The 22,684-nt window shown below is 64.5% G+C and carries 22 protein-coding genes; 5 read left to right on the top strand and 17 right to left on the bottom strand.

What is annotated here, in order from left to right; translation table 11 throughout:
• Window positions 1–119: 119 nt before the first annotated feature.
• The 5 genes from ACS5Q0_RS03215 to ACS5Q0_RS03235 form a co-directional block, all read right to left on the bottom strand.
• On the bottom strand, window positions 120–464 hold the full coding sequence (locus ACS5Q0_RS03215; RefSeq protein ID WP_473125155.1) for a hypothetical protein: 345 nt from the start codon (window positions 462–464) through the stop codon (window positions 120–122).
• Window positions 465–510: 46 nt separating this feature from the next.
• Window positions 511–2,181, bottom strand: a complete 1,671-nt coding sequence (locus ACS5Q0_RS03220; RefSeq protein ID WP_473125156.1) for an IS630 family transposase — start codon at window positions 2,179–2,181, stop codon at window positions 511–513.
• A 260-nt stretch (window positions 2,182–2,441) separates the two neighbouring features.
• Window positions 2,442–2,900, bottom strand: coding sequence for a terminase small subunit-like protein (locus tag ACS5Q0_RS03225; RefSeq protein WP_473125157.1), 459 nt, complete (start codon window positions 2,898–2,900; stop codon window positions 2,442–2,444).
• Window positions 2,900–3,160, bottom strand: a complete 261-nt coding sequence (locus tag ACS5Q0_RS03230; RefSeq protein ID WP_473125158.1) for a hypothetical protein — start codon at window positions 3,158–3,160, stop codon at window positions 2,900–2,902. The genes ACS5Q0_RS03225 and ACS5Q0_RS03230 overlap by 1 nt, the downstream gene beginning before the upstream one ends.
• A gap of 121 nt (window positions 3,161–3,281) precedes the next feature.
• On the bottom strand, window positions 3,282–3,518 hold the full coding sequence (locus tag ACS5Q0_RS03235) for a helix-turn-helix domain-containing protein (RefSeq protein ID WP_473125159.1): 237 nt from the start codon (window positions 3,516–3,518) through the stop codon (window positions 3,282–3,284).
• Between the two features lie 128 nt (window positions 3,519–3,646).
• Between ACS5Q0_RS03235 and ACS5Q0_RS03240 the strand changes: the two genes are divergently transcribed.
• Entirely contained in the window at window positions 3,647–4,048 is a 402-nt protein-coding gene (locus ACS5Q0_RS03240; RefSeq protein WP_473125160.1) for a hypothetical protein, read from the top strand.
• A 16-nt stretch (window positions 4,049–4,064) separates the two neighbouring features.
• A complete protein-coding gene (locus ACS5Q0_RS03245) occupies window positions 4,065–4,244 on the top strand; it encodes a hypothetical protein (RefSeq protein ID WP_473125161.1) in 180 nt (59 codons plus the stop codon).
• Between the two features lie 98 nt (window positions 4,245–4,342).
• Here the strand turns inward: ACS5Q0_RS03245 and ACS5Q0_RS03250 are convergent, their stop codons facing one another.
• Together ACS5Q0_RS03250 and ACS5Q0_RS03255 are read right to left on the bottom strand one after the other, a co-directional pair.
• Window positions 4,343–4,930: a hypothetical protein gene (locus ACS5Q0_RS03250; protein WP_473125162.1), complete on the bottom strand. Its 588-nt coding sequence runs from the start codon at window positions 4,928–4,930 to the stop codon at window positions 4,343–4,345.
• Window positions 4,927–5,898 (bottom strand): hypothetical protein, encoded by a 972-nt coding sequence (locus ACS5Q0_RS03255; RefSeq protein WP_473125163.1) that lies wholly within the window; start codon window positions 5,896–5,898, stop codon window positions 4,927–4,929. The genes ACS5Q0_RS03250 and ACS5Q0_RS03255 overlap by 4 nt, the downstream gene beginning before the upstream one ends.
• 385 nt (window positions 5,899–6,283) lie before the next feature.
• Here ACS5Q0_RS03255 and ACS5Q0_RS03260 point away from each other — a divergent pair, with 385 nt between their 5' ends.
• Window positions 6,284–6,751 carry a GFA family protein gene (locus tag ACS5Q0_RS03260; protein ID WP_473125164.1) on the top strand — a complete coding sequence of 156 codons (468 nt, stop codon included), beginning with the start codon at window positions 6,284–6,286 and terminating at the stop codon, window positions 6,749–6,751.
• A gap of 6 nt (window positions 6,752–6,757) precedes the next feature.
• On the opposite strand, the gene ACS5Q0_RS03265 is transcribed toward ACS5Q0_RS03260, so the two are convergent.
• The 4 genes from ACS5Q0_RS03265 to cckA all read right to left on the bottom strand — a co-directional run bounded on the left by ACS5Q0_RS03265 (window position 6,758) and on the right by cckA (window position 14,785).
• Window positions 6,758–7,861, bottom strand: coding sequence for a cyclic nucleotide-gated ion channel (locus tag ACS5Q0_RS03265; protein ID WP_473125165.1), 1,104 nt, complete (start codon window positions 7,859–7,861; stop codon window positions 6,758–6,760).
• A 76-nt stretch (window positions 7,862–7,937) separates the two neighbouring features.
• On the bottom strand, window positions 7,938–10,589 hold the full coding sequence (gene alaS / locus ACS5Q0_RS03270; RefSeq protein WP_473125166.1) for an alanine--tRNA ligase: 2,652 nt from the start codon (window positions 10,587–10,589) through the stop codon (window positions 7,938–7,940).
• Window positions 10,590–10,985: 396 nt separating this feature from the next.
• Window positions 10,986–12,080 (bottom strand): recombinase RecA, encoded by a 1,095-nt coding sequence (gene recA / locus ACS5Q0_RS03275; RefSeq protein WP_473125167.1) that lies wholly within the window; start codon window positions 12,078–12,080, stop codon window positions 10,986–10,988.
• 173 nt (window positions 12,081–12,253) lie between these two features.
• Window positions 12,254–14,785 (bottom strand): cell cycle histidine kinase CckA, encoded by a 2,532-nt coding sequence (gene cckA, locus ACS5Q0_RS03280; protein WP_473125168.1) that lies wholly within the window; start codon window positions 14,783–14,785, stop codon window positions 12,254–12,256.
• Window positions 14,786–15,184: 399 nt separating this feature from the next.
• On the opposite strand from cckA, the gene ACS5Q0_RS03285 reads away from it, so the two are divergent.
• Window positions 15,185–16,438: a hypothetical protein gene (locus tag ACS5Q0_RS03285; RefSeq protein ID WP_473125169.1), complete on the top strand. Its 1,254-nt coding sequence runs from the start codon at window positions 15,185–15,187 to the stop codon at window positions 16,436–16,438.
• Window positions 16,439–16,520: 82 nt separating this feature from the next.
• On the opposite strand, the gene dksA is transcribed toward ACS5Q0_RS03285, so the two are convergent.
• The 4 genes from dksA to ACS5Q0_RS03305 all read right to left on the bottom strand — a co-directional run bounded on the left by dksA (window position 16,521) and on the right by ACS5Q0_RS03305 (window position 20,627).
• Window positions 16,521–16,940: an RNA polymerase-binding protein DksA gene (dksA, locus tag ACS5Q0_RS03290; protein WP_473125170.1), complete on the bottom strand. Its 420-nt coding sequence runs from the start codon at window positions 16,938–16,940 to the stop codon at window positions 16,521–16,523.
• A 178-nt stretch (window positions 16,941–17,118) separates the two neighbouring features.
• Window positions 17,119–18,105, bottom strand: coding sequence for a YcjF family protein (locus ACS5Q0_RS03295; protein ID WP_473125171.1), 987 nt, complete (start codon window positions 18,103–18,105; stop codon window positions 17,119–17,121).
• On the bottom strand, window positions 18,102–19,550 hold the full coding sequence (locus ACS5Q0_RS03300) for a YcjX family GTP-binding protein (RefSeq protein WP_473125172.1): 1,449 nt from the start codon (window positions 19,548–19,550) through the stop codon (window positions 18,102–18,104). The genes ACS5Q0_RS03295 and ACS5Q0_RS03300 overlap by 4 nt, the downstream gene beginning before the upstream one ends.
• Window positions 19,551–19,601: 51 nt before the next feature.
• Window positions 19,602–20,627 carry a hypothetical protein gene (locus ACS5Q0_RS03305; protein WP_473125173.1) on the bottom strand — a complete coding sequence of 342 codons (1,026 nt, stop codon included), beginning with the start codon at window positions 20,625–20,627 and terminating at the stop codon, window positions 19,602–19,604.
• A gap of 142 nt (window positions 20,628–20,769) precedes the next feature.
• Between ACS5Q0_RS03305 and ACS5Q0_RS03310 the strand changes: the two genes are divergently transcribed.
• Window positions 20,770–21,291, top strand: coding sequence for a GNAT family N-acetyltransferase (locus ACS5Q0_RS03310; protein ID WP_473125174.1), 522 nt, complete (start codon window positions 20,770–20,772; stop codon window positions 21,289–21,291).
• Window positions 21,292–21,295: 4 nt separating this feature from the next.
• Here ACS5Q0_RS03310 and ACS5Q0_RS03315 read toward each other — a convergent pair whose 3' ends face one another.
• Together ACS5Q0_RS03315 and ACS5Q0_RS03320 are read right to left on the bottom strand one after the other, a co-directional pair.
• Window positions 21,296–21,820: a SixA phosphatase family protein gene (locus ACS5Q0_RS03315; protein WP_473125175.1), complete on the bottom strand. Its 525-nt coding sequence runs from the start codon at window positions 21,818–21,820 to the stop codon at window positions 21,296–21,298.
• Window positions 21,820–22,668, bottom strand: a complete 849-nt coding sequence (locus tag ACS5Q0_RS03320) for an AAA family ATPase (protein WP_473125176.1) — start codon at window positions 22,666–22,668, stop codon at window positions 21,820–21,822. Before ACS5Q0_RS03320 ends, ACS5Q0_RS03315 begins: the two co-directional genes overlap by 1 nt.
• Window positions 22,669–22,684: the final 16 nt, after the last annotated feature.

Genomic DNA, 22,684 nt, shown 5'->3' on the forward strand with positions numbered 1-22,684 from the left:
AGGCGTTGAAGTTCGACGAGGGTTCGGAATGTCCGGTGCTTCCCGCGTGAGCGGACAATTGGCTGCCATTCGGAGCCCAGGTTCAAACATCAACAGCCGAACTGGCCAAGAATAAGCGGTCAACGAGTGCTCTTGACCAAGGCGATAAGGCAGGTCGCTTCCACGTCGCCACCTCTTGAAGCTCGTTGCAGCACCTGCTGAATGGTTTCGCCTTCATCGGGCGAATGCCTGTCACAGACCGCAAGCACGTGCTCGTACAAGGCTCGATCCGCAAGGTCGATGCCCCACACCGAGGCGAACGCCGCCTGGATCTCCTCCAGGCAGACGTCGGGGACGTTCGCTGCCACAAAGGGGTAGGCCAGCTCAAACAAACCGCCGGCTGCGACCGACCTTTGGTCTTCCGCAAGTGACCCGACGGCCCGCCGGACCGCTTGCTCGATCAACTGTTCACGCTCATGGATCACCGGGGCACCTCCAGCGGCTGTCAGCATCAGGCTACCCCAACTCCCGTCACCGACGATAGGCGGGATCTTTGCAGGTGCTGGCTTCCGAGAACACGGCCGGCTGGCGCTCAAGCCCCCACACCCACTCGCCCGCTCGCTCGGGGTGGGCTTGGAAGTGGGCATTGCGTTCGGCCAGGTAGCGGTCGATCGCCGCCTTCGCCGCCTCCGCAGAAGGATAGTTGCTGTTGTGGATGACGGCGCGCGCCATGCCGCTGAAGACGGCTTCAATGACATTCAGGAACGGCGCACAGGACGGCAGCGGCACCACCGTGATCTGCGGCCCGCCCCTGACCTGAGCCTCGGCATTCTGCTGCGCCAGCCAGTCTTTGAGCCGGCTCGACGTGTGCCAGGACGCCGCGTCCCAGGACAGATAGAGCTGACGGCACGCCGCATACTTCGTGGCGAGGATCTCGATCAGCCGGATCATCTCGGCTGTGTTCTTGTTCGCGCTATAAACATGCGTGACCTGGTTCGCCGACAGTTCCAGGGCTGCGGTCAGGATCAGCGTGCCGCGCGCCCTCTGCCGTGCAGGGACCACCCGGACCGTGCCAGGAGGCGTCAGGGCTGTGCCGCCCTGCTGCCTTACAATGAACGGCCCATACTCATCGATCGAGAAGAAGGCTTCGTCTGCTTGCAGTGCAGCGAGCGTCGAGCGCAGGGTGCGAACCTTCGCCGAGTAGTCCGGGTCGGTCGATGTGAGCACCTTGCGCGCTTTGAGCCAGCGCCAGCCTGCCTGGTGCGTGATCGTGCGGATCGTATCCCGACACGCTGGGCTGCCTTTCGCCGCGAGGGCGTGCTGCAACGTGCCCATGGTCCAGGCCGTTCGGTTGATGCCATAGTTGAGCGGCGGCTCATGCAGGATTGTGAAGATCAGGCTCTTCAGGGACTCGCTATCGACCTTCTTGTGGGTTGGCGGGCGGGCGGCAAACAGGGCTGCTGCGCCGCCCCGTTCATAAGCCTGGCAGTAGCTGCGATAGGTCTTCTTCTCGATGCCGAGAAAGGCGCAGATCGCCGGCGACGGCCAGCCGCGCAAGCTGCCAAGGACCACGAGCGATCGATTGCGGGCGTGGCGGCCACTGTCCTGAAGCCTGTCCAAGAGCACGTCGAGGTCCGGCACATCGCCCAGCTCCCGCCGCAGGTCAGGGACCGGCATCCTGTGTTGCAGAAGCTGGCGCAGCCACGTGAACGCCGCCTGCCTGGCCACCTCCTTGTGGGTCGTGCGGGCTCGGGACGCCGTCAGTCTGTGCCGCTCGTTGGCCCGGCACTGCTGGGCGACACGCATCAGCAGGGCGACAGCGGACTTTCGATCCAAGGTCGCGATCGCGTCGTAGGCGGCTTCCCACAGCGTGCGATCCGCTGGCTTCAGCGAGCGAATGTAGTTTCCGACAGCGTCGTACGTTCCGGTGAAGCCTTGCGTCCGGAGGTGCCTGTAGATCTCGCGATAGGACAAGCCTGGAGGCTCCCCGCTCGCCAGCATCTGCCGGATGGTCGGCAAGTAGGGTCCGAGCTTGGGAAACACCCGGTCTCGCGGGCCATAGGGCCCGGGCTGTCTCGCGCGCAGCATCTTCCGAATTGTATTCGGGCTGATCCCGGTCTCACGCGCGACCTGCCGCTGGGTGGCGCCTTCGACCAGAACCCGGTAGCGGATCCGCGCCCATTGCTCGGGGTCACGGTACATGAGGGGCCCTCACGCGCGCCGGCACTCTTGCAGAGCACGAATGTAACAGGATCCAAGCGCGATGTGAATCGTGAACCGGCCGGGCGACAGCACCCCATCTTCCGACAACAAGCTCGCGCAGAAGAGTTGAAGGGGCTCCTAAGAAGCAGGCAAGCAATTGCCCATCCTTTAAACGTCTGATGCTTCTTTCTTAAGCAGCCTTGTCAACATCGAGTGACAATACTCTTTCAGACTTCACAACGGGTTGATTGGCCTTACGTCTACCTAACACCACGCAGCGCAGGCAGCACCATCTCAGAGCTTTCGTCTTCCTTTGGCTCTTGGCCCCTCCCGGAGGTTCGGAAGTTGACTACGCCGAAAGGAACACCCTCGGGCAGCTCGTGCTCCTGCGTGAGGCGCTCGCCATACCGCTTGGGCGCGCGCTTGGCCATGATCCATTTGCGCGTGTCGATCCGGAGTCTGCACTCCGGCACCGTGTCAGAGGTGGCTGCGTCGGCGATTTGCAGCAGCTCGTCCTCCATCACGTTCAACTGGATCTCCCTCGCGCGCGCGTACTGGTCGCGAAACTCCGGGTCGCCGTCGTCGGCGAGGGAACGGTAGATCGTGCTCGCATGCGGCATGTGCTCGTCGGCCGCAATCTGCCTGACGGTCCCGCCATTTGCGATGCGCTGGCAGATTTCCGACTTCAAGGCTTTCGTCAGGACCTTCGGCCGCGCCATCATGTCCTCCTGTGCTTGCGCCTCGACCGGGCCGCCGAGGCGCGCGCCTGGCAGCAGCGGGCGTAAGCGGCGGCCACGGCAGCATCAGCTCCCGGCCCGCCGCGTGTGACCTGCTCACGAAACTCCGGATGGTCTTTCATCCAGACGTGGAACGTAGCCACGTCGATGCCGAACTGCCGGGCGATGGCCTCGTCGGACATCCCCAGCAGGGCGTACCCGAACGCCACCTCGGGGTGGTAGTCGGGCCTGTATTCGGTCATCGGGTCAGCTCCTTTCCTAGGAGCTGCGAGGCAGTCATTAAAGTTGCCCCTATGTTCAATGTTTGTTCTAGCATCATGGTGATTCAATTGCACGTCTATGGGGGCTGCACCCGTAGTCAGGTCAGGACTTGCTCCGATCCCTCAGGCGCACCCCTGCGCCGCCGCCATTCTCGGGAATGAAGGTGACCCCTGCCTTCTCGAACGAGAGCTGCAACAGCATGCGATTGCTGTCCCGCATCTCTCCCCCCTTTTCGAACGCACGAATGGTGACGACGCTCAGGCCCGTCACCTGAGCGAGGTCGGCTTGGGTCCAATCGAGAAGCGCGCGGGCGGCCCGGCATTGGGCAGAGACAATCATGGCGCGGATATAGCCAAGTCTTTCCTTTTTAGCAAGTTACATCTTGAAAGAGAAAGACACTTGAAATAACTTTCCTTTTTAGAAAGTCGGTCTCTCTTCTGCTTCTGCTGACGAACAGGAGACGCTCCATGGCTCGAAGCAAAGCACACCTCACCATTCGCAAGCGTGCCCAAGGGCAACCCGATGCGGCGCTGCTGCGGCTCTTGGACGAGCACACCAAGGCCCAAGCCCTTGTCGATGCCGCCGAGGCCACTCCCGGCAGCCTGTCGGACGAAGCCTTCGATCGGCTCTGCGCAAAGGTCTCCGCGCTTGAGGATACCCTGCTGGTGCAGCCCGCCTGTACGCCTGAGGAGCTTGGCGTCAAGGCGCGGGTTGCGGCCCGCTACCTGCAATCGCCCGAGGCGTGGGGCTGGCGCACCTACGCTGTTCTTGGCCACCTCGTGCAGGACGTGCTGCGCCTGAGCGAGAGCCGCCGCGCAGCAGGTCCCGCTGCTGTCGTGCGCCAGCACGCAATGCCGGGCCGTTCCTGAGCCCGAGGAGGTCACGATGAAACACCGATCGGGAGACATGGCCCGCCGCCGCGCCGCAGCCTACCGCAGGGGCCGCCGCGACCTGGCGGAGGAAATCCTGGCCCTCCTGCGCGAGGGCGAGGTGAGTGCCGCCCAGGAGCGGCTACGGGCTGAGGCAGGCTGGGGTAATTTCAGCCAGGGAACGAGCAGGGCTTGATAGAGCAAGGACTTCGGCAAGGCCAGCGAAGCCCTGCCCTGCCAGGCTCTTCCCCACTCCCGAAATTCAACCTCCAGTCGCAATGGAGGTAGGTGCAATCAGTGTGGTATCTCAATCCTTGAGCCATAGCCAGGCGGCATCTGGTAATCGTCAAGCTCGTTTACGGTGGCATCCTCAGCTGGCTTGTCACGTGCCCGCGCCTCGTCCTCCGCAATTGCGGTCGAGAGATGCAAAATGCTTCTCACGGCTGCGATAACCCGGAGCGAACGCAGAACCAGCAGAACAAGCGTGTAGGTAAGGGCTGCCGGAAGCAATTGTGCGAAGGAGATGGTGGGCATTTGCTCCCACCCGGTGGGAAGCGCCGGAAGTGTCCAATTGAGGAGTTTGCCGGTGACGGCAATCACGCAGGCAATGACGGCGTAGACAAACAGTCCGCCGAAGACGGCGACTTGTCGGTCAATTGCTTCAGAGATCGACTGAAGGCGCTTTACGCTGAAATTCCCGGCCCGAAGCGCCGTTGCACCTAAGACCATCGCAGGGATGAATGCGGCCATGAGGAAGCCGATCACGGTCACAATCTCGGCGATGGCGTCCTTATAGAAGTCTCTTGGCATGAAGAGGGCCGAGGCAATACCCGCCGCCAAGGCTGCGATTGTCTCCCATCCGGCGAAGCGTAGGCGTCTCATTCGATCAATCCTGCGTTCCTGTAGGAGGTCGCCGCCGTTTGCAGAGCCCGCCAAGCCTCGTTCCGAATCAGAATGTTCCCTCTATGTTCAATATCGGCCTCAACGCTAAGACGTTCAAGCCTCCCTCGGTTTCTCTGCATTCCGCTCCCTTTGAGAACCAGCTCCTCATCCGGGATATGACGGAGCATGGCCAGGGCCTCATCCCCCTTGAGGGTGAGTTTCTTTCGTCCAGATTTGAGCGAGACGCTAAGGTTGATTTCGATCGTCGCGCCATAGTCGCCAGCAATCTTCTCAATAACGCCAGTATCGAAATGTGCGGCTTTCAAAACGCCCCACACGTCCGTCGGGCTCTCCCCGGTCATGCGTGCTGAGAAATTGCTGTTGGTGTCCAGCCTTAGATCATTCAGGCTGAGGGGCGGCGGCCTCAGGTTAATTGAGTTCACGTCCTTGAGGATGTGGGCGCTGTCATCGAGCAGAACCTCACGCAGCAATTGTACCTTTCCGTTCTTGGCTGCGACCTGAGTCCTCTCGCCGAGGAGCCAAGAGAGATACCGCTCTAAAATGCTCGTCGTCAGGTCCTGTTCAATGATGAGAACATGATCAGCTCTGACCAAAAAGAAGCTCATGCCGCGCAGGACTTCGGCATCGTTTGGCTTCACAAGTTCTCGAACCTCAAGTTCGGCCACGTTGGCCGCGTTCTGCATTAGCAGCGGAATATGGGTATCCTCTCGGAAGCGGACCAACTCGCCATAAACGTCTCCGCTTTTGGTTGCCTTTCGGCCATTGAGCAGAATACTCCCATGATCCAAATCCAGGCAGGTTCGAAGTTTGGCTGCCGCATCAAGTGGTACGCCATCCACTCGATGCTGCAGAGCCTCAGCAATCGAAGAGGAAAGTGTCCCCGCAATCAGCGGCTCAGAGCTGCGGTGGAAACGGCGGTAATGAACACGAACGCGCTTGGTCGGCATCGATAAGCCTTAATACCTAAACTGCTGGAACCTTACGGGCTGGTGGCCTCACGGGACAAGGGCGGCAATACGCTTGTGCATAGGTTCTGGCCCCGCCAGAATGGCAATCGAGTAACACGGATGCCTCAGGGGGCTCCGGTTGCAAGCTGCTTAGCCCAAAGTTGCAGGGAAACCGGGAGAGCTATTGGCACTAATGGCACAAACGACTCAACTTCTCGGAAGAAAACTGGAAGAGCTGAGATCCACGGGCATTGTCATATTCAATCGTACTACTTCGCTTCCCATATGCTTCCCAATTCGGATTTCTGGGAAGCAGGTTGCGCCGCGGGCAGACGAAGCCAAGGACCTGGAATGCTATTGCAGCAAAATGGAGGGACACCGCTAAATGGCTGAAAATATAGATAAACCTAACATGACCGGCGGCTGCCAGTGCGGCGCGGTGCGCTATGCGCTGACGGCCGAGCCGACCCATGCCAGCATCTGCCATTGCCGCATGTGCCAGAAGGCCTTTGGCAACTACTTCGCGCCTTTCACCGGCGTGCGGAGGAAGAATCTGGTCTGGACGAAGGGGGAGCCCAGCATCTTCAGGAGCTCGGAGGCCGTGGAGCGCGGGTTCTGCCGGGATTGCGGAACGCCGCTGACCTATTCCTACCTGGGGATCGACCGCATCAGCGTCTCCATCGGCAGCCTCGACGAGCCGGGCCGGATCACGCCGGAATTTCAGTACGGCCTCGAGAGCCGAATCCCCGCATTCGACCTTCTCCACACCCTACCCGGCCAGCGGACGGAGGATTACGCCACGCCGGAAGAACTGGCGAAGATGGCCTCCAGGCAGCACCCCGATCACGACTGAAGCCGCTTACTGGTTCGTCTCTCCCCCTCGGGAGCGAGCGACCGCGTGAACGTGCTCGGCCAAGGCCGGATTGCCTTCCATGAGGTCGTGAAGATCGCCGGCATCGAGCACGAGCAGGCGGCAATGGGTGAGTGCCCTGACGGTCGCGGCGCGGCGGCGGCGTTTGAGAACGGCCTTTTCACCGAAGAAATCGCCCGGACCGAGCCGGACGTTCTCGCCGGGGAGCACGACCTCCACGTCGCCCGCGGCGATCAGATACATGGAATGGGCCTCGTCGCCCTTCCGGACGATGACCTCCCCCGGCGCACAGCTGCGGGAGTTCAGGCACTGCATCACGCTTGCGATCTCCTGGGCGTCCAGATCCGCGAAGAGCGGCACTCTCGCCACCATGCTGGAGGTGATGACGAAGTCCCTCCGGTGGATCTCGCGTGAGAAGGCGCTCGCGATGATGCCGACCGGCAGGGCCAGCATGACGAGCCCTGCCACCGCGGTCAGGGCAGCGATCACCCGCCCGAGCGCCGTCACGGGAACGGCGTCGCCGTAACCCACGGTGGTCAGGGTCACGATGGCCCAGTACATGGATTCGGGGATGGTGCCGAACTTCTGGGGCTGCACGTCCCGTTCGACCAGATTGATCGCCGACGCCGCGAGGAGCATGGCGCCCATGAGGATGACGCCGCAGGCGATCAACGCCCGCCGCTCGGCATAGACGGCTTCGGCGAGGCTTGCGAGCCCCGGCGAGTAGCGCGCGAGCTTGAAGAAGCGGAAGAGCCGGAGCAGCAGGAAGGCCCGCAAGCCTCCCACGTCCCAATAGGCCAGGTAGAAGGGCAGAACGGCCATGAGGTCGATGATGGATTGCGGGTACAGCGCCCATTTCACCCGCGCCCGCCACGGCTTCACATGGCGCAAGGACAGATATTCCGGCGCGCACCAGAGCCGCGCCGCGTATTCCACCGTGAAGATGAACCCGCTGACGATCTCGATGACCAGGAAAAGCGTGTCATAGGTGCGCTGCAGGGACGGCACGCTTTCGAGGACGACCGCCGTGACGTTCACGGCGATCAACAGGATCAGGAAAAAATGAACAGCGTGAACGACAGGGTCGTTCACGCTGCTGCGTTCAAGGATTTCGTAGATCCTGCGCCGTGTCGGGTGTGAATGAACCCTCGGCACGGCGCTCGACCTCTCAGGCCGCGGCGGACAACGCCGCTTCGATGGCGGAGAGAGCGGCCTCCGCCTGCGCCCCGTCGGGGCCGCCGGCCTGGGCCATGTCGCGGCGTCCGCCGCCTCCCTTGCCGCCGAGCTTCTCCGACCCGATGCGCACGAGCGAAACCGCATCGTATTTCTCGGTCAGGTCCTCGGTCACGGCGACGACGATACCCGCCTTCCCGTCCTCGGCGACGCCCACGATGGCGACGACGCCGGAGCCAAGGCGCTTTTTGCCCTCGTCGGCGAGGCTCTTGAGGTCCTTCATCTCGACGCCCGTCACCGCGCGGGCCATGAGCTTGGTGCCGGCCACGTCCTTGACCGGCTCGCCGCCGCCCGCGCCGCCGCCCATGGCGAGCTTGCGACGGGCCTCGGCGAGTTCGCGTTCGAGCTTCCGGCGCTCTTCGAGAAGAGCCGTCAGGCGCGAGGAGACCTCGTCCACCGGCGTCTTCAGGAGGCCTGCAACTTCGCGCAGCCTGCGGCTTTCGCTTTCGAGGTGATGGCGCGCGCCATTCCCCGTCATGGCTTCGAGACGGCGCACGCCGGCGGCGACCGCGCTCTCGGACACGATGGTGATCACGCCGATATCGCCCGTGCGGTTCACATGGGTGCCGCCGCAGAGCTCGACGGAGAAGGCCTTGTTGCCCTCGCCTTTACCCATGGTGACGACGCGGACCTCGTCGCCGTACTTCTCGCCGAAGAGGGCGCGCGCGCCGGATTCGATGGCCTCGTCCACGGCCATGAGCTTGGTCACGACCGGCTCGTTCTGGAGCAGGACCTTGTTGGCGATTTCCTCGACCTCTTTAAGCTCCGCGTCCTCGATGGGCTTGGGATGGCTGAAGTCGAAGCGCAGGCGGTCGGGCGCGACCATCGAGCCCTTCTGGGCCACGTGGTCTCCCAGCACCTGGCGCAGGGCCTCATGCAGGAGGTGGGTAGCCGAGTGGTTCGCGCGCACCGCGGAGCGGCGCTCGTGATCCACGAGCAGTTCGAGGGACTGGCTGAGCTTCAGGGAGCCGTGCTCGACCGTGACATGGTGCACGAACAGGTCCCCGAGCTTCTTCTCGGTATTGGTCACGAAGACGCGCGCGCCCTCGCCCTGCATCACGCCGGTGTCCCCGACCTGGCCGCCGGACTCGCCGTAGAACGGGGTCTGGTTGAGAACGACGAGGCCGGTTTCGCCTGCCTTCAGCTCGGAAACCTCCTTGCCGTCTTTCAGCAGGGCCAGGACGACGCCCTCCGCGTTCTCGGTGTCGTAGCCGAGGAACTCGGTCGCGCCCGTGCGCTCCTTCACGGAGAACCATACGGTTTCCGTCGCCGCCTCGCCCGAGCCGGACCACGCCGCGCGGGCCTTCTCGCGCTGGCGCTCCATGGCCGCGTTGAAGGCCTCCGTGTCGACGCCAATGCCGCGCGGCTTCAGCGCATCCTGCGTCAGGTCGAGCGGGAAGCCGTAGGTGTCGTAGAGGGTGAAGGCCGTGTCGCCGGAGAGGTTCTGGCCCTTGGTGAGGCTGCGGCTTTCCTCGTCGAGGATGGAGAGGCCGCGCTCCAGGGTTTTGCGGAAGCGGGTTTCCTCGAGCTTCAGGGTCTCGGTGATGAGCGCCTCGGCGCGGAGCAGCTCAGGATATGCCTGTCCCATCTCGCGCACGAGAACGGGCACGAGGCGGTACATGAGCGGCTCCTTGGCGCCGAGCAGCTGCGCATGGCGCATGGCGCGGCGCATGATGCGGCGGAGCACGTAGCCGCGTCCCTCGTTCGAGGGCAGAACGCCGTCGGCCACGAGGAAGCACGAGGTGCGCAGGTGATCGGCGATCACCCGGTGCGAAGCCTTGCGGTCGCCTTCCGGCGCGATGCCGGTGGCATGGGCCACAGCCTCGATGAGGGTGCGGAACAGGTCCGTGTCGTAGTTCGAGTAGACGCCCTGCAGGATCGCCGAGATGCGCTCCAGCCCCATGCCGGTGTCGATGGAGGGCCTGGGCAGGCCGATGCGGTTGCCGGGCTCGATCTGCTCGTATTGCATGAACACGAGGTTCCAGAATTCGAGGAAGCGGTCGCCGTCCTCCTCCGGGCTGCCGGGAGGGCCGCCCCAGAGCTTGTCGCCCTGGTCGATGAAGATTTCCGAGCACGGGCCGCAGGGGCCGGTATCGCCCATCTGCCAGAAATTGTCCGAGGTCGGGATGCGGATGATCTTGGAATCTGAGAACCCGGCGATCTTCTTCCAGAGGTTCGCCGCCTCGTCGTCGTCGTGATAGACGGTGACCAGGAGCTTGTCCTTGGGCAGGTTGAACTCCTTGGTGATCAGCCCCCAGGCGAGCTCGATGGCGCGCTCCTTGAAGTAATCGCCGAAGGAGAAGTTGCCGAGCATCTCGAAGAAGGTGTGGTGGCGCGCCGTGTAGCCGACATTGTCGAGGTCGTTGTGCTTGCCGCCCGCGCGCACGCATTTCTGCGCCGTCGCCGCCGTGCTGTAGGGACGCTTCTCGGCCCCCGTGAAGACGTTCTTGAACTGCACCATGCCGGCATTCGTGAACATCAGGGTCGGGTCATTGCGCGGCACGAGGGGGCTCGAGCCCACGACCTCATGGCCGTTCTTGGCAAAGTAATCGAGGAAGGCCGACCGGATTTCGTTGACGCCGCTCATGGGTTCTCAAACTCGGATGCAGGGGCTCTCGGGCCCGGAAAACTGATATTTCGTCGGCGGTTTTAGCTGTCTGTCGAGGCCCTGTCGAGGCGGCGTGTCGTCAAATCCAAGACCCGACCTCCCCTCTCCCGTTTCGGAGAGGGGCCGGGGGTGGGGGCAGGCGGTCTCAACGCCCGGAAGCCGGAGCCGCGCCCAGCGGACGAGAGATGTCGGCGTCCTGCTGTTTCGACACCGGCTCTCACTTGCCCTGCACCTCTCCCAAACGGAAGAGGGAGGACAATAAAAAGACCGCCGCGATCTCTCGCGACGGTCCTTCCTTTGCCCTTGAAGGAGAGCAAACCCTCTTCTGTGCACGGCCTCACCGGATAACCGGATCCCGCTTATCCGGGCCATGCATCAGTCGGCGGAACCTTCATCCAGGTCTTCGGCGGTCGGGGTCGCCTGCTCCAGGATGCGGTCGGCCAAGAGGCCGGCATTCTGGCGGATGAGAGCCTCGATCCTGCCCGCGACCTCGGGGTTGTCGCGCAGGAATTGCTTGGCGTTCTCGCGGCCCTGGCCGAGGCGCTGGCTGTCGTAGGAGAACCAGGCGCCGGACTTCTCGACGATGCCGGCCTTGACGCCGAGATCGACGAGCTCGCCCACCTTGGACACGCCCTCGCCGAACATGATGTCGAACTCGACCTGCTTGAAAGGCGGAGCGACCTTGTTCTTGACGATCTTGACGCGCACCGAGTTGCCGATCGGATCATCGCGATCCTTCAGCGTCGAGACGCGGCGGATGTCGAGGCGTACGGAGGCGTAGAACTTCAGGGCGTTGCCGCCCGTGGTCGTCTCCGGGCTTCCGTACATGACGCCGATCTTCATGCGGATCTGGTTGATGAAGATCACCATCGTGTTCGAGCGCGAGATCGAACCGGTGAGCTTGCGCAGGGCCTGGCTCATGAGGCGGGCCTGGAGGCCCGGCTGGACCTCGCCCATCTCGCCGTCGAGCTCGGCCTTGGGGGTGAGCGCCGCCACCGAGTCGATGACGAGCACGTCCACCGCGCCGGAGCGCACCAGCGTGTCGGCGATTTCGAGGGCCTGCTCGCCGGTGTCGGGCTGGGAGATCAGGAGATCGTCCAGGTTGACGCCGAGCTTGCGGGCATAAACGGGATCGAGCGCGTGTTCCGCGTCCACGAAGGCGCAGACGCCGCCCTTCTTCTGGGCCTCGGCGATGGTGTGCAGCGCCAGCGTGGTCTTGCCGGAGGATTCCGGCCCGTAGATCTCGATGATGCGGCCGCGGGGCAGTCCGCCCACGCCGAGCGCGATGTCGAGGCCGAGCGACCCCGTCGAGATGGTTTCGATTTCGACCGGCTGCTGCCCCTTGCCGAGCCGCATGATCGAGCCCTTGCCGAAGGCGCGCTCGATCTGAGAGAGCGCCGCGTCGAGAGCTTTCGACTTGTCTTTATCCATTGATGAGCTTTCCACCAGTCTCAGAGAAGACTGCGACATGATCAGACACCTTCTTATGGCAGGAGGATGAGTGAATCTCAACGCGGTGTTGAGGGAATATATGTACTCACTTTGTTCCCCCTTACAAGTTCTTTTTTCGTTCTCATTCGAGAATTCACAACCCTTTGCCAAGTCAGATTGGCGCAGAAAAATTATCTAATTATGTCAGAATCTTAACGCCCCATGGCCTGCTTCACGGTCTCGACGAGCTGGCGCAGGCTGAAGGGCTTGGGCAGGAAGTTGAAATCCTCACCCTCCGGCAGGTTCTTGCGGAATGCTTCCTCCGCGTAGCCGGAGACGAAGATCACCTTGAGATCGGGATAGAGCTTGCGCAGTTCGCCCAGCAGGGTGGGCCCGTCCATCTCCGGCATCACCACGTCGGACACCACGAGATCCACGGGCGCACCCCGCTCCTGGATGATCTCCAGGGCCTCGACGCCGGAGGCCGCCTCCAGCACGGTATAGCCCCGCGCAGAGAGAGCCCGGGCGTTCACCGCGCGGACAGGATCCTCGTCCTCCACGAGAAGGATGGTGCCCTGCCCCGTCATGTCGGCCGTTGGCTTCTTGGGTGCGTCGGCCTTGGCCTCCTCGGGCGCCTCCTGGGCCTCCACCATGTGGCGCGGAAGGTAGATGCGGAAGGTGGTGCCCTGCCCGGGCTTCGAATCCACGTCGATATAGCCGCCCGACTGCTTGACGATGCCGAAGACGGTGGACAGGCCGAGACCCGTTCCCTTCCCGACCTCCTTCGTGGTGAAGAAGGGCTCGAAGATCTTGTCGACGATCTCGGGGGTCATGCCGGTGCCGGTATCGGACACCTCGACGAGCACGTAATCGGCGGGCGGCATGCCGCTCACGTTGAGACGCGCGGCGTCCTGGGCCGAGACGTTGGCCGTGCGGATGGCGAGCTTTCCGCCGTCCGGCATCGCGTCGCGGGCATTGACCGCCAGGTTCACCACCACCTGCTCGAACTGGTTCACGTCCGCCTTTACGAACCACAGGTCGCGGCCGTGGCTGAGGTCCAGCTCGACGCGTTCGCCGAGGAGGCGCTTGAGGAGCATGGACAGGTCGTAGAGCCGGTCGTTGAGGTTGAGCACCTCGGGCCGCAGGGTCTGGCGGCGGGAGAATGCGAGCAGCTGGCGCACCAGGCTCGCGGCCCGGTTCGCGTTCTGCTTGATCTGCATGATGTCCTGGAAGGACGGGTCGGTGGGCCGGTGATTGGCCAGCAGCAGGTCGCTGTAGCCGATGATGGCCTGAAGCACGTTGTTGAAGTCATGCGCCACGCCGCCCGCGAGCTGGCCGACCGCGTTCATCTTCTGCGATTGGGCGAGCTGTTCCTCGACTTTGCGAAAATCCGTGGTGTCGAGGGCATAGAGGATCGCCGCCTCGCCGTCCGCGCCCGAATCCCCCGCGGGCGTGACCCAGACGCGCACGGAGCTGCCGTTTTCGCCCGCGGTCTGGAGTTCGAGCGGAGCGATGTCGCCCCGGTTCTCCACGACGGCTTTGAGGGCCGCGTCGAGAGGGCCGCTCTCGCGCAGGCTTTCGAAGATGGAAGGGCCCTCGCCCGCATTGTCGCCGGTCCGCGGCAGGATGCCGAAGAGCTTCGAGAAGGGCGCGTTGGCGTGAACGATGCGGCCCGCGCGGTTCACGGTCGCGATCGCGATCGGCGTGTTGTTGAAGAAGCGGACGAACCGCACCTCGGCGGCGCGCTGGCCCTCGTCCACCTCGACGCCCGGCGAACGGTTGAGGACGAGGGTGCGGGACGCGCCCGCCCGCCCGTCCATTCCGAAAGCGATCCGGTGGTAGAGGCGCGCGGGCAGGAACTGGCCGTTGCGGCGGCGCAGGTCGAGATCAAAGGTCTCCGTCCGCACGCTTCCCGGCTCCCCGGTGAGCGACGTCATCATCGCCGCCACGTTGCGCGGCACGATATCGCCGAGGCTCAGGCCGCCGGAGCCGACCTGGGCGAGGTCGTAGTCGAGCCAGCTCGCCAGCGTGGCATTGAGATAGAGGATCGCCCCGTTGGGGTCGATCGAAAGGAAGCCTGCCGGCGCGTGGTCGAGATAGTCGATGGCGTGCTGGAGTTCCTGGAAGACGTTCTCCTGCCGCTCCCGCTCGTGGGTGATGTCGGCGACGATCCACAAGGTGGCGTCCCGGCTGCCGGTGCGGGGCACAGGCCGGACGCTGACGCGATACCACCCGAACTCCCGGGTCCCGTCGAGAGACGGCGACAGGCGGATCTCTTCGATCCCGGTCCGGCGCTCGCGCCCGGCCTGGGCAAGGCGATAGATGGCCTCCGAGACCTCCGGGGCGCCCATGAACAGGCGTTCGACCGGCAGCACCTCCGCCCCGTCGGAGCCTGAGAAGGAGAGATAGGCGGCATTGGCGTAGACGATCCGCCCCTCGTCGTCGATCACGGCCAGCCCCTCGCCTGCCGTGTCGGCCATGATCTTGGTGATGTCGTTCCGGACGGTCTGGCCCGCGAACCGGACGACGCCGATGGCGAGAGCAAAGAGGAAGAACACGCCGGCCATGGCAAAGAAGGCCAGGAGCCCCAGGATCAGCGGCTGCGCCTGCTCGCTGCCGAGAAAGCGCAGGCCCAGGACGGCACCCGCCAGGACGGCGGCCAGCAGCAGGACCCAACCGAAATGGCCGGTACGGTCGGAACGGTCGATGGTCGCGCCCTTCGGCATGTCGCCTCGTTGAGCCATGTACTTTCACTATCCCTCAGGAAGGCGGATGCGTCCAAGGACACCGGCGAGAGAGCGGCGGCGGGAGCCCGGACCCGCGCCTGATCTATGAGGTGTCCTACACGGAATTTATTGATTGACCTCTAAGTCGGCATCAAGAGGCCGCGCAAGAGGTGTAAAGGGGTCGATTCTCCGAGGAATAATTCTCAGACTGCCCCGCGCAGGCCACATTTGAGTGATTGAGGGCTCCTTCACCCTTCCCCTGCGGATTGCAGGGATTCTCCTGAACCCTATATGCCGCAAGGCAGAATTTGCGCCGTTAACCATCTGTTAACCTTGCAACTGGCTTTGGCGGTCAATGTGGTACAACCAACACAGAACTGGCCTGTCAAAGGCCCCCACAAGGCTTGAGAGTTCATCGTGTCATCACTTTTTGGTATCGAAGCGTCGCGGGCAGTCCTTTTCGTGATCGCGTTCGCGATCATTCTGGCCCTGGTCGCATTGTTCGGCCTGGTGTTGCGCAAGCTGACGGGCGCCCGCCTCATGATGCCGGGCAACGACCGGTCCCGCAGCCGCCAGCCGCGTCTCGGCATCGTCGACGTTTACGACCTCGACCGTCAGCGCCAGCTCGTTCTGCTGCGGCGCGACAATGTCGAGCACCTTCTCCTGATCGGCGGCCCCAACGATGCAGTCATCGAAACGAACATCGTGCGCGTGGCGGGCGCCCGTATTCCGGCAGCCGCCAACGAGGCCGTGCCGGAGCGCTTGGAGCCCGCCTTCGATCAGGTTCCGCGTGCAGCCCAGGTGGAATCGGGCGGACGCCCCTCCATTGAAACCCAGCTCGCGGCCCAGCTCGACGCCTTCGTGCGCCGCCCCTCCGAGGAATCGGACGTCGACCAGGAACTGGCGGCCGTGGCCTCGGTCAGCGCGCCCGTTCCGGCTCGCCCGGAACCCGTTCTGAAGCCGGACACCATTTCGGTGTCCGCTACATCCGCCATCCCGGGCCTGCGCAGCGAGGCGCGCTCGACGCCGGCCCCGAGCGCTCCGGCAGCCGCTCCACCTCCGGAGCGCCCCGAGCCGCGCCCGTCGTTCACGCCGCCGCCCTTCCAGTCCCGGGCGACGCCGACGGCTCCGACTCCGCCCGCGCCTCCGCCGCCGGCTGAGCCCATCCGCCCGGCTCCCGCCGCGCCTGTCGCGCCTGTTGCTTCCGTGGCTCCTGCCGCTCCTGCCGCTCCTGCCGTCAAGGCGGGCCCCGACGCCGCGATCCTGTCCAACATGGCCAAGCAGCTCGAGGAGGCCTTGAAGCGCCCTGCGGCCACGGTCACCCCTCCTCCCCCTCCGGCCTACGAGCCGCAGAACGAGGATGTCGAGGAGGAGGACGATCTTCTCGAATCCGCCTCCGCCGAGGACGTTCGTGCGGACTTCCACGACGAGGATCGCGAGGAACACGTCGAGGAACCCGTCGAGGAACCCGCGCCCGTTGCGCAGCCGGAGCCGCCCCGTCCGGCCGTCGAAGCCGTGCGCCCCGCCCCGTCCCCGCTGCCTCCGCAGCAGCCGGAGCCGGCCGCGGCCTCCAAGGCGCAGAAGGAGCCAGACCCCTTCTCCGTGGAGGAGATCGAGGCCGAGTTCGCCCGCCTCCTCGGACGCCCGCTCGATACGGGCAAGAGGGGTTGAGGCTCTCACCGGAACCATCGCACCCAATGAAAAAGGGCTCCGTCACCGGAGCCCTTATTTCTTTTTGGAATGACGGGAGGAGTTAGTCGTCCCGGTAGACCCGCTCATTGCGTTCGTGCCGCTCCTGAGCCTCCAGCGAGAGGGTCGCAATGGGGCGAGCCTCGAGGCGCTTGAGGGAAATCGGATCGCCGGTTTCTTCGCAATACCCGTAGGAGCCGTCATCGATCCGGGCAATCGCCGCATCGATCTTGGCAATCAGCTTGCGCTGCCGGTCGCGAGCGCGAAGCTCGATGGCCCGATCCGTTTCAGAAGAGGCGCGGTCCGCCAGGTCAGGATGGTTCTCGTTCTCGCTCTGCAAGGTGGCGAGGGTCTCCTGAGCCTCTTTGAGGATGTCGTTCTTCCAGCGGATGAGTTTACGCCGGAAATACTCCCGCTGCCGTTCATTCATGAAGGGCTCGTCTTCTGTCGGTCGATATCCCTCATCAATAACGATGTCTGTCATGTTCGGCCGTTGTTCCCCGATGAACTGTGGCGCCCCTATATAGGGAAGCGGGTTGCACCACAACGCTCTTCAGCGTCATCGATTCGTCTAAATGCGTGTTTGGCGGCCCCAGAACCCCTTGAATTTTAAAGAAAAGCTCAGACGCGTACGATTTGCCGCACCGCGGAATGGCTACCCCCTAAGAGGTAGCTGCCTCCGCGCGGCTCACCAGCTCTCCCGCTACGTCTCCGATCTTCGGAGTCTCCTCCCGAATAAAGGGCAGCGGCCGGCAGACGGACAGCGCAGCCAGTCCGAATCGAGCGGTCATGAGCCCGTTCAGAACGCCCTCGCCCAGCTTCGCCGAGATCCGGGCGGCCAGCCCCAGTCCCAGAACCTGCTGCATCAGGCTATCGCCGACCGCCATGCCGCCTGTGACGGCGAGGTGGTTCAGCGCCGCCTTGGCAAGCCGCAGGAAGCCGAAAAGCCCCGGCCTGCCGCCGTAGATCCGCGCCAAGGTGCGCAGCAGCCGCACGGCCGCGAAGATCACGAAGGCCACGTCCACGATGGCTCGGGGGCTCACGGCGGTGACGAGCGAGACCTGCTTGGCCGCGGCGGCGATCGCCCGCTTGGCCTGCGCGTCGAGAGGCGCGAGCAGCTCGCGCTCGGCAATGGCCAGCCGGTCGTCCGCATCGATGATCTCGTCGGTCAGTCCCTTGAGGCGTGCGCTCCCGCGGGCAGCGCTGCTCCTGCCCCCGTACAGGGTCACGAGATCGGCCACGATGCCTTTGGCGGCCTTGTGATCCTTCACGGCGAGGGCATCGACGGCCGCCTCGCGCAGCCGCTCGATCTTCTGCTCCCGCCAGATCCCAAGCACCTCGCGCCCGATGATGGCGAGAAAGGCCAGGGCCGCGAGGACCGCGAGGGCGAGCGCGACCCAGCCGAGCCACGGGGCGACGGCATAGAGATCGACGATCAGGTTCTCGATGGCGAGGCCGAGCCCCAGGACGATCAGGCCCGACACGGCCGAGAGAAGGATGCCCACCCAGGGGGCGCGCCGCCGCTCGCCCATGGGCACGACGACGCCGTCCGCCGCCTCGATGGCGTCGAAGGGCTCCTCCGTGACCTGGATCGAACCGCCGGTCACGTTGGGATCATCGAGGCGGAAAGCGCGTGGTTGGCGGCTCATGCGAAACGGTCCCCCAGCAGGAATTCAAGGGCGCGGTCGAGGCGGATATGGGGCATCCTGGCCATGCGGCCCGCCGCATCCACCGGAAGCCTGGGCGGTCTGAAGCGCGGGAACCGCAAGGAGCCGGGCTCGATCGCGCCATGAAAGATGGCTTCCGCGTTTTCGGGCAGCTCACCTGGGAAGATCGCGGCCTCGGTCTCGCCGTCGAAAATCTCGTCCCCCACCTGCTCGCCCGCCTCGGGCACGCCCGCCACCGCCCGAAGGGTTTCCCGGCCCTCGCGGATGGTCGTCTCGCGGGTCGCCCGCAGGGACGCCAGCGCGACCGTGCCGACCCGCGCGCCCGCGGCTTCCGTCCGACGGGAGGCCCGGTTCACGAGGAGGCGCAGAACCGCGTCGAGCCGGTCGTGATCGGTATGGTGGATGTGATCGGCCTTGGTCGCCGCGAACAGCACCCGGTCGGCGCGCGGCGAGAACAGACGCGAGAGCAGCGTGTTGCGCCCGATCCGGAACGCCATGAGGACCTGATCGAGCGCCTCCTCCAGTTCGGCCAGGGCCACGGGCCCGGCATCGATGGCGGCCAGCACGTCCACCAGGACGATCTGCCGGTCGATGCGCTGGAAATGATCGCGGAAGAAGGGCCTCACGACATGGGTCTTATAGGCTTCGAACCGGCGCTCCATGAGGGCCGCGAAGCTGCCCGGCGCGATGGTCTGGCCGATGGAAAGGTCGAGGGGGGCGAAGGTCAGCGCCGGAGAGCCCGCGAGATCGCCCGGCATGAGGAAGCGCCCCGGCGGGGTCGTGGCCACCGCCTCGGCGCCCGAGCGAAGAGCCAGCAGGTAATCCTTGAACACCTCGCTGGCTTTCGAGGCCAGCACCTCGTCTGCTGGGCCGGAAGGGTCGAGAATCTTCAGAATGTCGTGCCAGCGGCCCGCGACCGCCGCCCGATCGGACCGGCGGCTGGCCTGAACCGTCTGGCGGGACCAGTCGGCATAGCCCGCATCGAGGAGGGCCAAGTCCAGCAGCCATTCGCCGGGATAATCCACGATGTCGAGGGCAAGGGAGGCCGGGCCAGGACGCCAGCCCGCCTTACGTTCATACTCAATGTCCACCCGCAATTCGCTGATCCGGCTCGTGGATTGCGGCCAAAGGCGGTCCTCCGTCAGGGAGGCCATGTGCTCTTCGAACGGAAATCTGGGCACCGCGTCGTCGGGCTGATGGGCCAGGTGCGCGCGCCGGATGCGCCCTTCGGCCGAAGCGCGAAAGGCGGGAAGGCTGGTGCCGCGGGTCAGATGGTGCACGAGGGCCGTGGTGAACACGGTCTTTCCGGAACGGGCGAGGCCCGTGACGCCGAGGCGGAGCGAGGGCTGGATCAGTTGGCCGGAGGCCTCCCAGAGCGAATGCGCAGCAGACCCGGCGCGGGAGGCAAGATCGGTGATGACAGACACGCAGATGAACCTAATTCTCTCAAGCCAAGCTGAAAGGTGGGGCTTGGAGTCCTATCGCGCAAGGCGGCTCTCCTGTTCCTGAGCCTGGACGGTTTCGGCCCTCGCCTCGGTTTTCCGGACAGCCCGCTCGATGGCGGCCTGGACCAGATCCGGACTGGCCTTGAGGGCTCCCAGTTCGACGGCCGACATGGCCAGCATCACCGGAGCGAGGTTCGGCAAGGGCTTCCCGTCCGCTGCGAAGAGCTTGAGATCGTCCTTGGGGCCGATCCCCAGCCCCTCGACCATGCGGCTCGCATAATTGCGCAGGCGCTGCTCGTCCGGAGCACAGGCGGAGGCGACCGGCGGATTGGGAGCCGTGGAACCCGTCTTGACCGACTCCCGCTTGGGCTTGGCTTTTTCGACGACCAGCGGCCTCGGGTCCGGGGCCTTCGGTTTCTCGCCCATCCCCACGGCGATGCTCGGCACGCGGTATTCCGGCGTCTTCGGCTTCACGGGAATGACGACGGATACCCGGCCCGGCTTGCCGCCGCTGCCGCTCTTCGCCGTATAGCGCACCACGTTTCCCTTGCGGCGCGATGCGAGATATTGGGCGCGGACCGTTCCGCCGATCCCCCGCACGGCCAGCACGGCGATTCCACCAATCCCGGTCGCGACGCCGCATTCGGGCGGCGCCCAGCGGCGCACGATGTCGAGGGCGGACTTGCGTCCGTAATCGAGATAATAACGCTTCAGCAGCAGGGCCGCGGCGTCGGCCCCGTGATGCGCGGAGACGAAACCCACATGCCCTTCGCTGTCGGTGGCGAGCTCCCCGTTCCAGCGCGCGCTCTTGATGCACCAATAATTGTTCAGCTTCACGCAACGGGTGACGAAGGGGCGCTCCGCCTTGAAAAGAGCCGCCAGGGTGATCACGACCTTCGGTTCGAGCGCGTCGACCGCCTCCGAGCGCCAGTTCGTCACCTCGCGGCCCCGGGGCTCATAGCGGACCTGGAGCGCCTGAGCGGGCGCCGAAAAATCCGCGATGTCGGGAAGCAACGCGCGGCCGGCAAGCCCGAGCGCAAGAAGCGTCTGAAACAGCATGGTAAGCTATAAATCCCGCGAACGCCTGAAGACTTCTGAAGGAGGTTCCAGGAGAAACGACGGCGGAAAGGATATGTTCATGCGGGTTGAGCAGGACCTCCGCGATCTTGACCGTCGGTACCGTCAGCCCCACGAATAGGCGATGACAGCCGATATCCTGATCCGAACACTGGAGCCGTCAGACGTCCGAGCCTTTCGGGACCTGAGGCTGGAAGCCCTCGCTGCCACTCCGGAGGCCTTCGGCTCCAGCTACGAGGAGGAAGCCCCGATTCCTCTCGAAACCGTGCGGGCGCGCATCCCGACCTCCGGCCCCAACGCCATCTTCGGAGCTTTTGCGGGAGACCGCCTCGTGGGAATGGCCGGATTTGCCGCCTATGAACGCGCCAAGGCATCCCACAAGGGCGTGATGTGGGGGGTCTATGTCCAGGCGGAGCAACGGGGCCGGGGATTGGGCAAGAGGCTGGTCCAGGAGGTCATCGGACACGCCTCGCGGCACGTGATCATGCTCGAAGCGGCGGTCGGAATGACGAACGAGAGCGCCCGGCGCACCTACCATGCCCTCGGATTCAGGCCCTACGGGATCGAACGGAAGGCCCTGCGCGTCGGCGGCATCTTCTACGACGAGGAACTGCTGTTCATCGAATTCGAGGAACGCGAGACCTGAAGGTCTAATCGTCCTCGCCTTCTCCGATGGTCTTCGGCGTTGCGAAGCGCTCAAGCCTCCCGGATTTCCGCTTCACCTCCGCCCAGCTCCGATGCGGGAAATCGATGACGGCGAGACCGGCCGTCGGATATTTGTGGCCGAGGCGGAGAATTCCGTCCATGTCCCCCTCGCCGATCAGGAAGCTCGCCAGATCCTCGAAGCCGGGATTGTGGCCGATCATCAGAACCGTCTGCGCTTCCGGCTCGATCTCCTGCAGGACCTTGAGAAGCCGCGCGAGCGGAGCCTCGTAGATACGTCCATCCAGACGGCTCGGCACCTCGCCGATGATCGGCCGCACGAGTTCCCAGGTTTCCTGGGTCCGGCGCGCGGGGGACAGGATGACGAGGTCCGGAGCCAGGCATTCGCGCTTCATGTAGTTGCCCATGACGGCGGAAGCCTGCTGCCCCCGAGAGGCCAGCGGCCGGTCCACGTCGAGAACACCGGACGGCCAGGCGGCCTTGGCATGGCGGAGAAGGAGCAGGCGGAGCATCAGCGCCCTTCCCGCCTTGCGATGAAGGCCAACTTCTCGAAGAGGCTCACGTCCTGCTCGTTCTTGAGGAGCGCCCCGTGAAGCGGGGGAATGAGCTTGCGGGTGTCGCGCTCGCGCAGTTGCTCGGGCCCGATGTCCTCGGAGAGAAGGAGCTTGAGCCAATCGAGCAGCTCGGAGGTCGAGGGTTTCTTGCGCAGGCCCGGAACCTCCCGGACCTCGAAGAAGATTTTCAGCGCCTCCTCCACGAGCCGGTGCTTGATGCCGGGATAATGCACCTCGACGATGCGCCCCATGGTCTGTGCGTCCGGGAACTTGATGTAGTGGAAGAAGCAGCGGCGCAGGAACGCGTCCGGAAGCTCCTTCTCGTTGTTCGAGGTGATGATGACGATGGGGCGCCGGTCCGCCCTGACTGTCTCGCCGGTCTCGTAGACGAAGAACTCCATGCGATCGAGTTCGAGCAGGAGGTCGTTCGGGAACTCGATATCCGCCTTGTCGATCTCGTCGATCAGCAGAACGGGCCGGGTTTCGGAGGCGAAGGCCTCCCACAGCTTGCCGCGCCTGATGTAGTTCCGGATATCCGAGACGCGCGGATCACCGAGCTGGCTGTCGCGCAGGCGCGAAACGGCGTCGTATTCATAGAGGCCCTGCTGGGCCTTCGTGGTGGACTTGATGTGCCAGGTGAGGAGCGGCGCATTCAGGGACCGGGCGATCTCTTCCGCGAGGACCGACTTCCCCGTGCCGGGCTCGCCCTTCACGAGAAGCGGACGCTCCAGGGTGATCGCCGCGTTGACGGCCACCTTCAGATCCTCGGTCGCCACATAGCTTTCGGTTCCGGTAAAACGCGCCATCCTCACCATTCCTTGT

This window comes from Microvirga sp. HS2 (assembly GCF_055792805.1).

Excerpts from the sequence above, each read along its gene's own strand:
- ACS5Q0_RS03295 (WP_473125171.1), bottom strand. The coding sequence starts at position 18,105 with ATGAGCCGCCAACCACGCGCTTTCCGCCTCGATGATCCCAACGTGACC.
- ACS5Q0_RS03250 (WP_473125162.1), bottom strand. The coding sequence starts at position 4,930 with ATGAGACGCCTACGCTTCGCCGGATGGGAGACAATCGCAGCCTTGGCG.
- ACS5Q0_RS03255 (WP_473125163.1), bottom strand. The coding sequence starts at position 5,898 with ATGCCGACCAAGCGCGTTCGTGTTCATTACCGCCGTTTCCACCGCAGC.
- ACS5Q0_RS03225 (WP_473125157.1), bottom strand. The coding sequence starts at position 2,900 with ATGGCGCGGCCGAAGGTCCTGACGAAAGCCTTGAAGTCGGAAATCTGC.
- ACS5Q0_RS03230 (WP_473125158.1), bottom strand. The coding sequence starts at position 3,160 with ATGACCGAATACAGGCCCGACTACCACCCCGAGGTGGCGTTCGGGTAC.
- ACS5Q0_RS03310 (WP_473125174.1), top strand. The coding sequence starts at position 20,770 with ATGACAGCCGATATCCTGATCCGAACACTGGAGCCGTCAGACGTCCGA.
- ACS5Q0_RS03245 (WP_473125161.1), top strand. The coding sequence starts at position 4,065 with ATGAAACACCGATCGGGAGACATGGCCCGCCGCCGCGCCGCAGCCTAC.
- ACS5Q0_RS03240 (WP_473125160.1), top strand. The coding sequence starts at position 3,647 with ATGGCTCGAAGCAAAGCACACCTCACCATTCGCAAGCGTGCCCAAGGG.
- recA (WP_473125167.1), bottom strand. The coding sequence starts at position 12,080 with ATGTCGCAGTCTTCTCTGAGACTGGTGGAAAGCTCATCAATGGATAAA.
- dksA (WP_473125170.1), bottom strand. The coding sequence starts at position 16,940 with ATGACAGACATCGTTATTGATGAGGGATATCGACCGACAGAAGACGAG.
- ACS5Q0_RS03235 (WP_473125159.1), bottom strand. The coding sequence starts at position 3,518 with ATGATTGTCTCTGCCCAATGCCGGGCCGCCCGCGCGCTTCTCGATTGG.
- alaS (WP_473125166.1), bottom strand. The coding sequence starts at position 10,589 with ATGAGCGGCGTCAACGAAATCCGGTCGGCCTTCCTCGATTACTTTGCC.
- ACS5Q0_RS03315 (WP_473125175.1), bottom strand. The coding sequence starts at position 21,820 with ATGCTCCGCCTGCTCCTTCTCCGCCATGCCAAGGCCGCCTGGCCGTCC.
- ACS5Q0_RS03305 (WP_473125173.1), bottom strand. The coding sequence starts at position 20,627 with ATGCTGTTTCAGACGCTTCTTGCGCTCGGGCTTGCCGGCCGCGCGTTG.
- ACS5Q0_RS03320 (WP_473125176.1), bottom strand. The coding sequence starts at position 22,668 with ATGGCGCGTTTTACCGGAACCGAAAGCTATGTGGCGACCGAGGATCTG.
- ACS5Q0_RS03220 (WP_473125156.1), bottom strand. The coding sequence starts at position 2,181 with ATGTACCGTGACCCCGAGCAATGGGCGCGGATCCGCTACCGGGTTCTG.
- ACS5Q0_RS03260 (WP_473125164.1), top strand. The coding sequence starts at position 6,284 with ATGGCTGAAAATATAGATAAACCTAACATGACCGGCGGCTGCCAGTGC.
- cckA (WP_473125168.1), bottom strand. The coding sequence starts at position 14,785 with ATGGCTCAACGAGGCGACATGCCGAAGGGCGCGACCATCGACCGTTCC.